This is a genomic window from Pseudomonas sp. OA65 (assembly GCF_017498305.1).
GTDB lineage: Bacteria > Pseudomonadota > Gammaproteobacteria > Pseudomonadales > Pseudomonadaceae > Aquipseudomonas > Aquipseudomonas zanjanensis.
The window spans coordinates 58,794-75,457 of record NZ_JAGDEZ010000020.1 but is presented as its reverse complement, the minus strand read 5'-3'; the positions used below and the strand labels follow the sequence as shown (position 1 = coordinate 75,457).

Genomic DNA, 16,664 nt, shown 5'->3' with positions numbered 1-16,664 from the left:
TGAGCCACCGCTATCGCGAGCAAGCTTTGCTCCCATAGGGCTGACAGGTGTAAGCGCCATTTCCTTATGTGCGCAGCATTAACCTGCTTGGCGGGGCTTTTGTGTGGTCACGAAAGAAGGGGGGGAGGAGGGCCAAACGCCAGGCATAAAAAAGCCAGCACGAGGCTGGCTTGAGAATTTTGTGTGTAATCAGCTCGGCTCTGCGGCCATCTCTACATCATGGGCAATCAGCGAAACGAGAGCGTTCTGCTGGCGGTGGGAAAGTTGTCGGAAGCGTTGAAGCAGCTCGCGCTCATGCAAAGACAGCTCTGGGCTGTCCAGGCGCATGCTCAACTCTTCACCCAGTGCACCTTCCTGAATCAGGCTTTGCTCCAGGCGCGCAATGATTTCAGAGTTCATGCTGCGATGATGATTACGAGCCACCTCGGCAATGCGTTCCCGCATTCCGTCTGGCAGACGTACGACGAACTTGTCAGCCGTACGGCTGGAATAAATTGCCTGTTTCATTGGGCGCATATTTATTTAACCGGTTAGTTCAGGGGAGCGGTTCTTGGGATTGGCCGCAGGATGTCGATAGGACAAGCCCCATTGCCAAATGTTCAACCTGAATTGTTAAGAGGCCCGCATCATGCCTCAAAATTGCCAGATCATTGGCGCCAATTCTGTGACAAATTCTGATCCGGGTAAAGGCGTTATGCCAGCACCTTTCATCAAAAAAATGCGGACTGGTTGGAAAAAACAACAGGTTCGCATTTTGTGACCGTCAGATTGTGTCGATGTGCCATACCGTTTGGCGGATAACGGAAATCGACCAAAACGCTTGCCGTCCCTGTCTTGTACAGGATAGTGGCAAATGGCCGATTTACTAGGGCGAGCAAGCCAGGGGCAGATGAATGGTGGCCGAGGCATGGCTGTCTGGCCTATCCAGCCTCTGAGCGGTACCATTTACCTACACTTAAAAAAAGGGACGACATGACAAACGCAGGGCAGGTCGTTAACATGCACGCCGTTCCGCGCACCGCATTCCTCGTGGTCGACTCGTGTCTCAGTAGCTCAATTGGATAGAGCATCCCCCTCCTAAGGGGAAGGTTGGCAGTTCGAACCTGCCCTGGGACACCATTATAAACAGTGGGTTAGTGAAATTGCCGCTCACTTCCTCTGCTCGTTTTCCCCTCCCCGAACGATCATCTTCGGCTTCAGCGCGCCATTCGCGCCTTACGCAGCGCTTCATTTCCTCAAGCTGTGATCGATTACCCATTTTTACTTCTTTTTATTGAGCCTGTTTCGGTAACGCGAAACTTTCTCCCCCCTCTGCTATCTGACCGTCTCGGTACGCTGTAGGACTTTTCCTCCGTTGCCGGTGGAATACGTACCTCTTTTTTACCTATGTCGTCGGTGCCGCATTTCGCAGGCCTGACCCACCGTGTCTTTGATTCAGGCCACAAGGATGTGACATGCAGCCAGCCGCACCCTGCCGAACGCGTAAACCGAGCAGCCCCCGCCGTTGTGTTGACGCAACCCGTTCATCTGCACAGAACGCCAGGCGTCTCACGCTGCTGTTGATGGCGGCCTGGATGACGGGCGCGTGGAGCGCCGCACAGGCGGCTGGGCCTGAAGAAGAACTGCTGCGCCAGCAAGAACGCGAACGGGTGTTGAGGGAGCAATTGGAGTCCCGGCCCGACGTGCGCTTGCAGGCGGCACCCGTGGATGAAGGTGTCGAGCGTTTGCCGGCCAAGGAGAGTCCCTGCTTCGCCATCAATGACATCCGCCTGATCGGCGAGGCGTCGGAACAATTCCAGTGGGCGTTGCGCGCCGCCAACCCCAAGGATGATCCGGCCATTGGCCGTTGCCTCGGTGGCGGCGGGATCAACTTGACGATGAAGCGCATGCAGAATGCGATCATCGAGGCCGGCTACGTCACCACGCGCGTACTCGCCGAAGCCCAGGATTTGAACAGTGGAGTCCTGGTATTGACCCTCGTGCCGGGGCGCATCCGTGAGATTCGTTTCGAAGAGGGCACCAGCTCCCGAGCCAATGCCTGGAACGCGATGCCGGCCAATCCTGGCGATCTGCTCAACTTGCGCGACATCGAGCAGGCGCTGGAGAACTTCAAGCGCGTGCCGACCGCCGAGGCCGACATCAAGATCGCCCCGGCCCGTGCCGCCGACGCCAAACCTGGTGAGAGCGACGTGGTGATCGCCTGGAGCCAGCGGTTCCCCGCCCGCGTGAGCCTGTCGGTGGACAATTCGGGCAGCAAGACCACGGGTAAATACCAGGGCAACGTGTCGCTGTCCTTGGACAACCTGCTGTCGCTCAACGATTTGTTCTACGCCAGCGTCAACCATGACCTGGGCGGTGGCGAGTCCGGCCATCGCGGCTCCGATGGCAGCACGCTGCATTATTCGCTGCCGTTCGGCTATTGGCAGTTGGGGTTCACCAGCAGCGAATATAACTACGAACAGTCGGTCGCCGGTGCCAACCAGACCTATCAGTACCGGGGCGAGAGTCGCAACAACGAGCTGCGCCTGTCACGCCTGCTGTACCGCGACGCCGTTCGCAAGACCACCGCCTGGGGCAGCTTGTGGACGCGTTCGTCGGAGAACTTCATCGACGACACCGAAGTCGGCAACCAGAAACGCCGCATGGCCGGTTGGCAGTTGGGATTGGACCATCGGGAGTTCATTGGCGCTTCGATTCTTGACCTGGGCGTCGCCTATCGTCGCGGCACTGGTGCCCACGACGCGCTCAGGGCGCCCGAAGAAGATTTTGACGCCGGCACGTCACGCTCGCAGATCATCACCGCCGATGCCCAATTGCAGGTGCCGTTCCTGATCGGCGATCAGCGCCTGCGCTACATCGGCGGCTGGCGCGCGCAATGGAACCGTACGCCGCTGGTGCCACAGGATCGTTTCTCCATTGGCGGGCGCTACAGCGTGCGCGGTTTCGATGGCGAAAACATTCTGTCCGCCGACCGTGGCTGGACCCTGCGCAACGAAATCGGCCTGTCCCTGGGACAGACCGGACAGGAGCTCTACACCGGTATCGACTATGGCGAGGTCAGCGGCCAATCCAGTGAATTCCTGATCGGCCAGCGCCTGGCGGGGGCCGTGGTGGGTATACGCGGCGGTTACAAGGGCCTGTCCTATGACTGGTCGGTGGGTACGCCGTTGAAGAAGCCCGATGGTTTCGAGACGGCCAACGTGACCAGCGCGTTCACCGTCATTTGGTCATTCTGAGGTGATCCCATGCAGTTCGAGACGCTAGACATTATCGCCCCCGGCCTGATCGACGAACCCTGGAGCGAAGCCGCAGTGTTCGGCTCCGCCACCTGGTTGTGGATGCACTCCAAGGCCCATCGCGATGCGCCGTTGCACAGCTTACCAACGCTGCTGCTGCCGGCCCTCAAGCATCGTCAGTTCGTGCTTGGCTCCGAACACGGCAAGCCGGTGTTCTACCTGTCCTGGCTCAACCTCGACGAGGCGGCGGAGCAACGCTACCTGCGGCAGTCGCCGCTGACGCTGACCCAAGACGACTGGAACAGCGGCGAGCGACTCTGGCTCAACGACTGGGTCGCTCCCTTTGGCCACACGGCGGTATTGAGCCGCTTGTTGCAACGTCATCTTTTTATCGATCGCTGCGCCCGTGCCCTCTATCACCGAGGCGACGAGCGTGGCCTGCGGGTCAAGACATTCCAAGGGATCGGGGTCATTCCCGAACAGGCCCAGGCCTGGTTTGCCGCCCACCCGCTGGCAATCGAAGCGTAACTCCAACCACTGCTCGTGCGGGCTGGCTCCGCAAATGGAATTGCTATGAACAAGCATCTGTACCGAATCGTTTTCAACAAGGCTCGCGGACTGTTGATGGTAGTGGCCGAGAACGTTACCAGCCAAGTCAAGGCGCCGGGGACTCGTTCTGGCCCGGCGGCGGGCGCAGCGGCTTGCACGGCGACACTCGGAGCGTTGCGCTTTGCCTTGATGACAGCGATTGGCCTGGTGTCCTTGAGCGTGGCGCCGACCTGGGCCGGCACCATCGTCGCCGACCCGGGTGCGCCGGCCGGCCAACGACCCGTGATCATACAAAGCGCCAACGGCACGCCGCAGGTGAATATCCGCGCGCCTAGCGCTGGCGGTGTCTCGCGCAACACCTACAACCAGTTCGACGTCGACGGCCGGGGGGTAATCCTCAACAACGCCACGGGCAATAGCCAGACGAAACTGGGTGGTTGGATCGAAGGCAACCCGATGTTGGGCAATGGCAGCGCGCGGGTCATCCTCAACGAAGTCAATTCCAGTAATCCCAGCAAATTACGCGGTTACGTCGAAGTCGCCGGCCAGCGCGCCGAAGTGGTGATCGCCAACCCGTCCGGTATCACCTGCAACGGTTGCGGCTTCATCAACGCCGATCGGGCCACCCTCAGCACCGGCCGGGCGCAGTTGGAGAACGGTCGCATCACCGGCTACACCGTGCAGGGCGGGACCCTCAACATCGAAGGCAAAGGCCTGGACGCCCGCGAAGCTGACTACACCGATCTGATTGCTCGTTCGGTACAGGTCAACGCCGGAGTGTGGGCCAACGACTTGAAGGTTACGGCCGGACGTAATCAGGTCAATGCCGACAACACCGAGGCCACGCCGCTGCCAGGCGCAGAGGGAGAAAAACCTACCGTTGCCATCGACGTGGCCAAGCTCGGCGGCATGTATGCCGGGAAGATCATGCTGGTGGGCACCGAATCCGGCGTGGGAGTGCGCAACGCCGGACAGATCGGCGCCATGGCCGGCGAGGTGGTCATCAGCGCCGACGGCAAGTTGCAAAACCAGGGCGCGATCAGCAGCGCAACGGCGACCCGGGTTGCTGCCACCAGCGTTGAAAACAGCGGCACGCTCTACGCCAAGGGCGACCTGAGGCTCGACATCACCGGTGACATCGACAACAGCGGCACCGTTGCCAGCCAGACCCACACCACGCTGACCGCCAAGGCTATCCGCAGCACCACGGCGTCGAGCCTGGCGGCGGGCGTCGGCGCGGACGGCAAACTGGGCAGCAGCGGCAACCTCGCGCTACGGGCCGCCACGGTCAAGGCGCAGGGCCAGAATCTTGCTGGCGGCGACGTCAGCGTCGAGGCCGCTGACCTGGACCTGAGCGGCAGCCAGACCCTGGGCCGCAACGTGACCCTGACGGCCAGCGCCGGCGATGCCAACCTCACTGGCAGTCGGGTCGATGCGACCCAAGTGCTGAATGCCAAAGCGGCCAAGACCTTGCGCACCGATACGGCCAAGGTCACCGCAGGTAACCTGCAAATGCGCGCGCGGGATATTTCCAATGTCGGCGGCGAGCTGGTGCAGACCGGCACGGCCGACACGTCGATCAAGGCCACCGACACGTTCGACAACAGCGACGGCCGGATTGCCTCCAACGCCACCAACCTGAAGCTTGGCGCCAATCGCCTCGACAACAGCAAGGGCAAGGTCGAGCACGCCGGCAAAGGCACCCTGGACATCCAGGCCACCCAGTTGGCCGGCAGTAAAGGTACCTTGGCGAGTAATGGCACATTGAGCATCAAGGCCCGCGAGGTGGTGGTCGATAATGGCCTGACCCAAGGCCAGCAGATCACGCTCGACACCACGACGTTGTCCAACCAGCGTGGACGCATTCTCCAGACCGGCGCGCAACCGTTGCAGGTCACCGCCCGTGGACGCTTCGACAATCAGGCCGGGCAAGTCAGCAGTCCCGGTGCAGTGGTGCTGAAGGTCGGCACGCTGAACAACCAGGGCGGTAAAGTCCTCGCCACCGAGGGCGGTGCCTTGACCGTCACGGCCGACGAAAAGGTCAACAACGGCGGTGGCACGCTGGCCGCCAGCGGGACGACAAAAGTCAGCGGCAAGGCACTGGATAACGCCAAAGGCACCGTAAGTGCCGGCGGTGAGCTGCACGCGACGTTCGACCGCTTGGACAATATCGGCGGCACGCTCGCCGCCACCCAGCGCATGGAGATCATCGCCGGACAGTTGAACAACACCAACGGCGTGCTGGGGTCGGTGAAGTCCGGGTTGCAGGTCACCGTCTCGGCGGATGCGCTGAACAACAGCGGCGGACGCCTTGAAGCGCTGGGCGATATCACGCTGTCGGCCGAGGGCCTGAACAACCAGCGCGGGGTCATCAGTGGCCGAGCCTTGGACCTGGACAGCCGCGGCCTGCTGACGGACAACAGTCAAGGCACGTTGAATGCCGGCGCGACCCTGGACCTGCGCAGCGGTGAATTGCGCAACGCGGCGGGCCTGATCCAGGCCAAGGGCAAGCTGTTCATCGACACCGGCACCCAGGCGCTGAACAACCTTCAGTCCGGCACCACCCAAGGCATCAGCGGCCAGGACACGGTGGAAATCCACAGCGCCCATTTCAACAACAGCGCCGGTTTCCTCGGTGCCAAGGGCGCGCTGGTGCTCAAGGCCACCGACGTTACCAACGGCAGCGGCGGCCAGATCATTGGCCAGAAGAGCGTACAGGTCGAAGGCGCCCGGGTGGATAACCGCGGCGGTCAATTGCAGGGCCTCGGCGATGTCCAGTTGGCGCTGGGGGATACGCTCAGCAACCAGGGCGGACTGGTGCGCAGCGCGGGCACCTTGGGCGTGACTGCCGGCGTGCTCGACAACAGCGCCACCCAAGGTGCCAATCAGGGCCTTGAAGGCGGTGCCATGAGCCTGGTGCTCGACACCTTCGGCAACCAGGCCGGAGCCGTGCGCGCCGACCAAGGGTTGTCCATCGGCGTCAGCCAAGCGCTGGATAACCAGGGCGGCCTGATTTCCTCGGGGGCCGGCCTGACCATCACCGATCGCGATCCGGCGCAACGTCGCCAGGCGGTGCACAACCTCAATGGGACCTTGCTCGCCGGCAGCCTGTTGTCCCTCAACGCCGCCTATTACGCGGGCACCGGCCGCGCCCTGAGCCTGGGGGACCTGACGTTCAGCCTGCAAAATGGCCTGGACCTGAGTGGACAGATCCAGGCCAATGGCAAGGTTGACCTGAGCACCGAAGGGGCTTTCAACAACAGCGGAAAACTGCTGGCGGGCAATCTCCTGCTGGTGCGCTCGCAAACCCTGGACAACGCCGCCAGCGGCGAGATCAGCGCCGGCCAGGTTCGCCTGACCGTCAACGACAGCCTGACCAACCGTGGCCTGATCGACGGCCAGCAGGTACGCGTGCAAGCGCAGTCGCTCAACAACCTGGGCACAGGGCGTCTGTACGGTGATCGACTGGCGATCGCCACCTCGGCACTGAGCAACCGCGATGAAAACGGTGTCGCCGCGACCATCGCCGCCCGCGAGTCGCTGGACATAGGCACCGGCACCCTGGACAACCGCGAGCAGGCGATGATCTTCAGTGCCGGGGACCTGGCCATCGGCGGTGCGCTGAGCGCCACTGACAAGGCTCAGGACCGGGCCCAACTGCTGACCAACGCCAGCGCGACCATCGAGGCCCTCGGCAACCTGTCGCTCGATGTGCAAAGCGTGCGCAACACCAACGAACACTTCAGCACCCAACAGGTGGAAGTCAGCCGCACCGCCTTGCAGGAATTCCAGCTCAGCGGTTCGCCGAACCGCTACCAGGGCAACCAGATTTCCGTGGGCCACGACGAGGTTGATTACCTCTACACACCTGAGGGGCGCAAAGACAACTGGAACCGCTACGATTACACCCGCGTGGTCCAGGAGACCCAGATCGCCACCTCGGCACCGGCGCAGATCCTCTCTGGCGGGACGATGCAAATCAACGCAGGCGATGTGCTCAACGACAAGAGCCGCATCATTGCCGGTGGCTTGTTGCAGGCCAACATTACCAGCCTGACCAACACCGAACTGACCGGCCAGCGCACCACCACCGACAGCGGCACCGCAACGAACTTCTACCGCATCCAGCGCAAGGGCCGGGACCGGCAAGGAAGGGCCGTCACGGCCTATACGCCCGCCCCTTTGATCCAGGACATCAGCCTGCAACCGACGGTGTTCGCCCAGAACGCCGCCGGCAACGGTACCGGCACCCAGATCAGCGCCCGCGCCACCCAGGGTGTCGGCGAACAGATCGCCGCCACGGGCACGGTCAGCGCTCCGGTCGACAGGACCTTTCAAGTAGCGCCCCTCGTGCAGGTCGCGGCCCAGACCACCCTCAACAGCAAGGGTGTGGCCGAGCAGATCCGCAGTGGCGGGCCCTCCCTGGCATTGCCGAACAACAGCCTGTTCAACACCAACCCCCAGAGCACCAGCCGCTACCTGATCGAAACCGATCCGCGTTTTGCCAGCTACCGCACCTGGTTGTCGTCGGACTACATGTTGCAGCGCCTGCAAGTCGACCCGGCACTGACGCAACAACGTCTGGGCGACGGCTTCTATGAACAGAAATTGATTCGCGAACAGATCGCGCAACTCACCGGCCGACGTTTCCTCGACGGCTACGCCAATGACGAAGCGCAATACCGTGCCTTGATCGACAATGCCGTGACCGTCGCCAGCCAATGGCAACTGGTGCCCGGCGTGGCCCTGACCTCCGCGCAGATGGCCCAGTTGACCAGTGACATCGTCTGGCTGGTGCAAAAGCAGGTCACCCTGGCCAACGGTGACACCCGCAACGTGTTGGTGCCGCAAGTGTACGTACGGGTCCAGGAGGGCGACCTCAACGGCTCCGGCGCCCTGATCGCCGGGCAGCAGTTGAACCTGAGCATCGCCGGCGACCTGGTCAACAGTGGCAGCCTGGCCGGGCGCAGTGTCATGGCGATCACTGCGCAGAACATCGAAAATCTCGGCGGGCGCATCCAGGCCGACAAGGTTTCGCTCGCCGCGCGGGAAAACCTCAACAACCTCGGCGGCCTGATCGGTGCCGTGGACAGCCTGTCGCTCAAGGCCGGGCAGGACGTCAACGTCATCTCCAGCAGCCGGGACAGCAGCAGTGCCCAAGGCACCCGCACCCACCTGTCGCGGGTGGCCGGGCTGTTCGTCAGCGGCGCCCAGGGGACGATGGGCGTGAGTGCCGGCAACGACCTCAACCTCACCGGGGCCCAAGTGGTCAATGCCGGCAAGGGCGGCAGTACCTTGTTGGAGGCGGGCAAGAACATCAACCTGGCCACCGTCGGCGAAGCCCACGAGCAAGCGCTGACCTGGAACAGCAGCAACTGGCGCAAGGACGCCAGCCAGACTGAGGTCGGCTCCCAGATCCAAGGGCAGGGCGACGTGCGCTTGAGCGCCGGCCAAGACCTCAACGCCCGCGCCGCCCAGGTCACCAGCGAGCAAGGCGCGGTGTTTGCCGAGGCCAAGCGCGACGTCAACCTGACCGCCGGCCAGAACTACCAGTTCGCCGATGAAGCCCACAAGGTCAAGGGCAGCAATGGGATGTTCTCCAGCAAGACCACCACCACCCGCGACACCATCAGCCAGACCTCGGTCGAAGGCTCGACCCTGAGCGGCGAGCAGACCTATGTGCAGGCCGGTCGCGACATCAACCTCAAGGGCAGCAACGTGGTGTCCACGACCCAGACGGTGCTGGTGGCGGACAACAACGTCAACATTGAGGCCGACACCGCCAGCAGCAGCGAACGCCATGACAAGTCTGTGAAGAAAAGTGGCTTGTTCAGCGGCGGTGGCATCGCCGTGACCATGGGGACCCAGCAACAGAGCGTCAAGGACCTCACCACGGAGCATACGGCCGTGGCGAGCACGGTCGGTTCGACCACCGGTGATGTGCTGATCGAAGCGGGCAAGGGCTATCGCCAAGTGGGCAGCCAGGTATCGGCACCACAAGGCAACATCGACGTCACGGCGCAGACCATCGACGTCGTCGAGGCGCGCAACACCCGCGAGCGCGAACGGGAAACCCTATTCAAGCAGACCGGGTTCACTCTCACCGTGACCAACCCGGTGATCAGCGCGATCCAAACGTCCCAGCAAATGAAACGGGCGTCGGAGAAAACCGACGACGGACGCATGAAGGCCCTGGCCGCCGCAACTGCCGTGCTGGCGACCAACAATGCCGCTACCGCCGTGGCGATGGACCCGGGCGCGGTGGGTGGGATCAACATCAGCCTGTCGCTGGGCACCAAGAAGAATGAAAGCACCACCACTTACACCAGCGACAGCGCGGCCGGCTCGACCATGACCGCTGGCAACGACGTTCGCCTGCGCGCCACGGGAGCTGGCGCCGCGAGCGACATCAACGTGCAAGGCAGCGATATCAAGGCCGGCCGCAACGCCAGCCTGTTGGCGGACGGTGACATCAACCTGCTCGCCGCGCGCAATATCGACAAACAGGAAACCGACAGCAAAGGCAGCAGCGCCAGCATCGGCATCGGCTTCTCCCTAGGTGCTCGCAACGGTTTCACCTTGGACCTGGGGGCATCCGGCACTCGCGGCCAGGCGGATGGCGATGGCCTCACCCACACCAATACCCATGTCCAGGCGGGCAACCAGTTGTTGCTGTCCTCGGGCGGTGACACCAACCTCAAAGGCGCGGTGGCCAGCGGCAAGCGAGTGTTGGCCGATGTTGGCGGCGACCTGAACATCGAAAGCCTGCAAGACACCAACACCTACGTGGTCGATGAGAAGAGCCTGGGCGTTGGCATCAGCCTGTGCATTCCGCCGTTCTGCTTAGGCATGAGTACGATCAGTGGTGCCAGCGGCAGCTTCGGTGCCACGGATATCGACTCCAACTACGCCAGCGTGACCGAGCAATCGGGCATCAAGGCCGGGGACGACGGCTTTGACATTCGCGTGGGGGGCAACACCGACCTGGTCGGCGCTGTCATCGCCAGCAGCGACAAGGCCGTGCAGGACGGCAAGAATCGCCTGGTCACCGCCAGCCTCACCAGCCGCGACATCAAGAACAAAGCCGAGTACGACGCCAGCACCGTCAGCGTCGGTGGCGGCTATCGCGAAGTCGGCAAGGACCAACAGGGCAACGCCACCAGCGGCGGCACGCAAACCCCGGGCACCGACCTGCCGAAGAACGACAACGACCTCAGCGCCACGATGCCGATCGCCATCAGCGCCAGCGACGACGCCAGCAGCGTCACCCGCAGCGGCATCAGTGGCGGCACCATTGTCATCAGCAACGACGCCGAGCAACAGAAGCGCACCGGCAAGAACGGCGAGCAAACTATCGCCAGCCTCAACCGCGATGTCTCCAGCGATCGCGACACCACCAACACCCTCAAGCCGATCTTCGACGAAGACGAAATCCGTGCCGGTTTCGAGATTGTCGGGGCGTTCTCCAACGAAGCCAGCACCTTGCTCGCCAACAAGGCCAAGGAAGTCGACCTCAAGCGCAAACAGGCCAAGGAAGCTCAGGCAGCGGCCCTGGACCCCAACGCCAAACTCACCGACACCGAACGCTTGGCGCTGCTCGGCAGCGCTCAGCGCCTGAATGCCGAAGCCAGCGGCATCGCCGACAAGTGGGGCGCGGGCGGCACCTACCGGCAGATCACCACCGCCCTGGTCGGCGCGGCCAGCGGCAACATCAGCGGCGGCAACAGCGCGTTCGTTCAAGGGCTGGTGGTCAACTATCTGCAGCAGCAGGGCGCCGGCTACATCGGCGACCTGGTGGCGGACGGCAAACTCACCGAAGGCTCGCCACTGCACGCCGCCCTGCACGGCGTGGTTGCCTGTGCGGGTGCCGCCGCCAGCAGCCAGAGCTGTGGCAGCGGAGCCGCCGGCGCGGCGGCATCGAGCCTGCTCACCGGTCTGTTCTCCGAAGCCAGCCCCGATGAAAGCGAAGCCCAACGTGAGGCCAAGCGCAACCTGATCGTCAGCATCGTCACCGGGCTGGCCGCCACCAGCTCCTCGCTCGACCCGGCTACCGCCAACAGTGCGGCGGGCGCTGCGGTGGACAACAACTGGCTGGCGACTCAGCAGTGGGTTCAGGCGGAAAAGGAATACAGCGAGGCTGACTTGGCGGGCAAAGCGAAGGTGGTTGCCAAGTGGGGGTTCATTTATCAAAAACAAGAAATGCTGACCCGATTCGGCATCGGCAAAGGTTTGGCGCAGGCGGGTTGGAGCGATGTCGAAGGCGTGGCGCAGTTCCTCCTCAATCCGGTTGAAGGGATCAAAGGTATCAAAGCCTTGATCGACGATCCCGAGGCGGCCCAGAGATTAGGCGACGAAATGGTCAATGGCGCCAAAGCCAAAATCGCACGTATCGAAGACGCCCTGGAACATGGCGGCGACGAACGTGCCGTGCAACTGGGCGAGGATATTGGCGAACTGGTCTGGCAAGTCGGCACCATCGCCACGGGCGTGGGCACGGCGGCCAAGGGCGGCGTGGCGCTGGCGAAAACCGGGATCAAGGTGGGGGCCAAAGAGCTTGAAAAAATGGCCGATATGGCCAACATTGCCAAAGCTGAAGCCGCTGCTGGTAAGCCGATGCAGTGGAGCAGCGTGGAGGGGGCGTATAGCAAGAAACTTGAGGGGGGGTATGGCACTGTCACGACGACGGTCAATGGCAAGATTGTTGAGAATGCGGGGGAGTACAGTGTAGGGGCAAAAGTAACTGCTCCGAAGGTAAAGGCGGAGGGTGAGGTTAATGGCCAGGTGTTCACCGATGTTAACCAGACGGCCAGACCTGGCTCTCAAGCAAAGCCTGATCAACCGACATTGATAGCTGATCGTGTAAATACAAAAATAGAATCATCTGGTAAACCTTTGCCAAACGCAAATATGGCAACTGCACATGCGGAAATTGGGGTCATACAGCAAGCGTACGATGCCGGGAAAACCCAAGGGGCCGCTATGACTCTAAAAGTTGAGGGGCAAGCTGTGTGTGGCTATTGCCGAGGAGATATTGCAGCGGCCGCGGAGAAGGCCGGCTTAAAGTCTCTTGAGATTAATGAGATTGCTACGGGTAAAACTTTATATTGGAGGCCTGGCATGCGTTCTATTAAGGAGTCAAATTAATGAAGAACTGCACTTTGTCGTGGGTGTTTGGTGCCGGTGACCAAGCGAGTGGGGGAAATAAAATGCTGCCTGCTTGGCAGGATGTTGAATTTTATTTGGATGAAGTTAAGAGGAGGAACGGTTCTCTAACTTTAAATGTTGTTGATGGTCCAGACGTAGGGCCGCAGTTGTTGCAAGTTTTTTCGGATAATGGTAAGTATGTTTTGTCTTTGGGTGAAGATGATGGCGAAGACTATATTGTGCGTTCTTATTTGAACCCAGAGCTTAAAGGTAGTGAATATGAGATTCTAGGTAATACTTGGGGCGGTGAGTTGGTCTGCTTGGATTTTTCCGTCGTAAACGATGCGTTTGAAGAGTTTTTTCTGACCGGTAACGTTAGTCGAAGTTTGTTGAGTTGAGTCGACTAAGGAAGTAGGTGTTATCTTTTCATAATGGGTGACGTTGCTCTGGAAAAAGGGGCGGATTTATTTGTTAAAAAAGGGTGGATTTATTTAATTGTTAGGCTCCTAGGTTTTCAAGTAAGTCTGCCCCGAATGGCACTTACTTAACGGCTAACTAGCTGATACGCCTGAAAAAAATGAAAAAAGGCTGGCCTTGGTCTACGGTGATAGTTGCGAACACACACCGATCAAGCAAGGACACAGCCCGAGTGAATCGTAGACGCCAAATCGTCCGACATCAACAGCACCGTATGCGCCAGCACGCCACGAATAGCAATGCTCATGCTTTCTTCAAGCTGCTCACCGATCCAGAGCTACTGCAGGGTGTCGAATCGTCGATACCCAAGCATCGTCAACGGCTGTTCCCGCCGACCGAAACACTGTCCATGTTTCTGTCCCAGGCGATGAGCGCCGATCGCTCCTGCCAGAATGCCGTGAATGATTTTTCGATCAAACGCTCCTGCGAGGGTTTGAAACCCAACAGCATTCATACCGGTGCTTACTGCAAAGCCAGAGCGCGGTTGCCGGTGGAAATGGTTTCAACCTTGTTGCGCTCCACGGGGTCATCGATGAGCAACCGGGCTCCATCATCATGGCGTTGGAGGGGGCGACCAGTACGTCTCGTGGATGGCACTACGGTCACCCTGCCGGATACGCCGGCCAACCAAGAGGCCTATCCGCAATCTCGTGGGCAGAAAGCCGGACTGGGCTTTCCCATCTGCCGGTTGGTGGGAATTGTTTGCCTCGCCAGCGGTGCTGTTTTGGATGCCTCGTTGGGACGTTTTCGCGGTAAAGGCGGTGATGAGCAGACGCTGCTTAGAACCATGCTCGATACCTTGGAACGAGGTGACATTGTGCTGGGCGATGCCTACTACGCAACCTACTTTTTGTTGTGTGAATTGCAACATCGAGGCGTGGACGGGGTGTTCGAACAATACGGCGCTCGACGGCGTAGCACGGACTTTCAGTTGGGAAAGCCCTTGGGGTCGGAAGATCATTTGGTTGAGTTGAAAAAGCCCAAGGCAAAGCCGTCCTGGATGAGTCAGGCCTATTACGACGAGGCACCTGAAACGCTGACAGTACGTGAGCTGAAGGCCGGAGGGAAAATCCTGGTCACCACTTTGAATTGTCCACAGCAGGTGCCAAAAGCGGCCCTTAAATCACTGTTCAAAGACCGATGGCATGTGGAGCTGGATCTGCGCAACCTCAAGACTACGCTGGGGCTTGAAGCACTGAGCTGCAAGACGCCAGGTATGGCCGTCAAGGAGTTGTGGGTCTACTTGCTGGCCCACAACCTGATACGGATGCTCATGGCGCAATCAGCTCTGCTAACCGACTGTCTGCCTCGCGAACTGAGCTTCAAGCATAGCCTTCAGCTGTGCCTGGCGTTGAGGCAGTACGGGGCTCAGGAGCAAGAGGATCGGCTGCTGAATCTGCTTGAGCTGATTGCCCAGAAACGTGTCGGAAAGCGTTCTGGCAGGATTGAGCCGCGCGCGATAAAACGAAGACCCAAGCCTTACCCCATGCTGATGAAAACACGTCGATCAGCAAGGGCCGAGGTCAGGAAAAATGGACACCCGAAGAAGGTTAAGTAAGTGCCATTCAAGTCTGCCCCCTTTTTTTGGCGAAGAAACACTCCTCTGCTTTCGAAGGCGGTGTTATTTATCATACGAACAGCCGAAAACTAGCTAGTTAGGTGTGAGATGAGTAGTGATCGGGAAACGTTAGTAAGGGAAAGGGGGCAGATTTATTTATTGGAAAGGGCGGATTATTTAATTCCTGGATTTCCAAATAAATCTGTCCACTTTTCTTAATCTGTCCCCTTTTTTCTATTATCGCCTCTAGCAAAGGCTGGAGGGAAATAGGTATGAAGTCTTTATTGTCCGACTGGTGCGCCTTCTGTGAAGGCAGGGCAGTCTTCGATAAATCTCACTTTTTGGGATTGTTGAAAGCGCACAGTGGTTCCGAGGAGCTTCGACGTATATTCAGCTATTTTCCGTTTTCGGAAGAGCTGGTTGATAGAGCCGAGCGCGTTCTAGCCTCTGGAGATATGGAGAAGTCTCTGTATCTCTTGCCAAAACTTAAAGTTGGAGAGGGCGAATTAATTCAGCTAGGCCGGGAGTGGCTCAAGGAACAAGAAAGAGTATGCGGGGCGCTCGGTGACTCTGAAGTTCTAAAGATTTGTGAGAATGCCCAGGTGCTTTTTGTTGATGGTCCCGATATGGATCACTGGCTTCAGCAAGATATTCCTCATTACTGGTTGTTTGATGAGGTTGGGGATGCAATCAGGGGGAGCAGAGTTTCTGATACTGAGCAGATTTATGCGCTGTTTGAGGCGTTCTATGGATTGGCTGCGGACTACTATCTCGCTTGGTATATTGGGCAGCCGTTGTTTAAATTTGATATTGATTTGGCGTCCTATTTTATATTCTGGGGGGCTGGCGGAAGGTGTGCTCTCACCGAAAGCGGCTTCTTAGTGGCTAACCAGGAATAAGGCGGCCAGGTCAGTAAATAAAATTTGGTGTTGAGCTACGGGAGGCACAGGGTGCGCGACGAAGATTTTGAGTGTTTCATTGGTGTAATGGGTGAAGCAACATCACATCGGCAGGTGCCTGGCTCCCATATTGTGAAATATCGGGGGATACTACCGGACGCGTTGCTCACCTATTGGCAGAAAGAAGGTTGGTGTGGGTATGCCAATGGACTTTTCTGGACGGTGGATCCGGACGATTACAAACACCTGCTCGATACGTGGTTAGCCGATACTGAGTTTTCGCTAATAGATAATTACCACGTTATTGCCCGGAGTGCTTTTGGAACGCTGTATGCTTGGGGCGAGAAATACAATCAGAAAATTGTTGTTTCATGTCCGACGGGGTCTATCGTCGCGTTGATGAATAAACTGAATGTACCTAATAAAGATCCAGATCTAGCTATTCAGACATTTTTCGCTATGTCTGATAAGGAACGTTATGATCTGGAGGATAGTCAAGGTGAGTTTTTATTTGAGCGAGCCCTGGAAAAGTTGGGTGCACTTGACGAGCACGAGGTCTACGGTTTTGAGCCAGCATTGTTTGTTGGAGGAACGGCTTCGCTGGATCAGTTGGTTAAGTGCAATTTGGGGGTTCACTTAACGAGCCTTCGACAGATGCGTTCCTGAGTGAGCACGGTAAGGGACGGGAAAGGGGACAGATTATTTATTGGAGAGGGCGGATTATTTAATTCCTGGATTCCAAATAAATCTGTCTCCTTTTTCAAACAAGGGGAGGTGGAATGTGAATTCTATTGAGCTCGG

8 protein-coding genes and 1 tRNA gene are annotated in these 16,664 nt (G+C 59.3%); 8 read left to right on the top strand and 1 reads right to left on the bottom strand.

Annotated features, from left to right (window positions below; translation table 11 throughout):
* Nucleotides 1-189: 189 nt before the first annotated feature.
* Nucleotides 190-516, bottom strand: a complete 327-nt coding sequence (locus tag J3361_RS17980; protein ID WP_186707061.1) for an Arc family DNA-binding protein — start codon at nt 514-516, stop codon at nt 190-192.
* A 526-nt stretch (nt 517-1,042) separates the two neighbouring features.
* On the opposite strand from J3361_RS17980, the gene J3361_RS17975 reads away from it, so the two are divergent.
* The 8 genes from J3361_RS17975 to J3361_RS17940 all read left to right on the top strand — a co-directional run bounded on the left by J3361_RS17975 (nt 1,043) and on the right by J3361_RS17940 (nt 16,529).
* A tRNA-Arg gene (locus J3361_RS17975) sits at nt 1,043-1,119 on the top strand.
* 455 nt (nt 1,120-1,574) lie between these two features.
* Complete coding sequence (locus tag J3361_RS17970; protein WP_207965708.1) at nt 1,575-3,236, top strand: ShlB/FhaC/HecB family hemolysin secretion/activation protein; 1,662 nt, start codon at nt 1,575-1,577, stop codon at nt 3,234-3,236.
* Between the two features lie 9 nt (nt 3,237-3,245).
* Nucleotides 3,246-3,764, top strand: coding sequence for a toxin-activating lysine-acyltransferase (locus J3361_RS17965; protein ID WP_207965707.1), 519 nt, complete (start codon nt 3,246-3,248; stop codon nt 3,762-3,764).
* A 45-nt stretch (nt 3,765-3,809) separates the two neighbouring features.
* Nucleotides 3,810-12,929 (top strand): hemagglutinin repeat-containing protein, encoded by a 9,120-nt coding sequence (locus J3361_RS17960; protein WP_207965706.1) that lies wholly within the window; start codon nt 3,810-3,812, stop codon nt 12,927-12,929.
* On the top strand, nt 12,929-13,327 hold the full coding sequence (locus tag J3361_RS17955; RefSeq protein WP_207965705.1) for a hypothetical protein: 399 nt from the start codon (nt 12,929-12,931) through the stop codon (nt 13,325-13,327). The genes J3361_RS17960 and J3361_RS17955 overlap by 1 nt, the downstream gene beginning before the upstream one ends.
* 251 nt (nt 13,328-13,578) lie before the next feature.
* The gene (locus J3361_RS17950) at nt 13,579-14,964 is read left to right on the top strand and encodes an IS4 family transposase (protein ID WP_207965704.1); all 1,386 of its coding nucleotides are present in this window, start codon (nt 13,579-13,581) and stop codon (nt 14,962-14,964) included.
* 272 nt (nt 14,965-15,236) lie between these two features.
* Entirely contained in the window at nt 15,237-15,863 is a 627-nt protein-coding gene (locus tag J3361_RS17945) for a hypothetical protein (RefSeq protein ID WP_207965703.1), read from the top strand.
* Between the two features lie 51 nt (nt 15,864-15,914).
* The gene (locus J3361_RS17940) at nt 15,915-16,529 is read left to right on the top strand and encodes a GAD-like domain-containing protein (protein ID WP_207965702.1); all 615 of its coding nucleotides are present in this window, start codon (nt 15,915-15,917) and stop codon (nt 16,527-16,529) included.
* Nucleotides 16,530-16,664 lie beyond the last annotated feature (135 nt).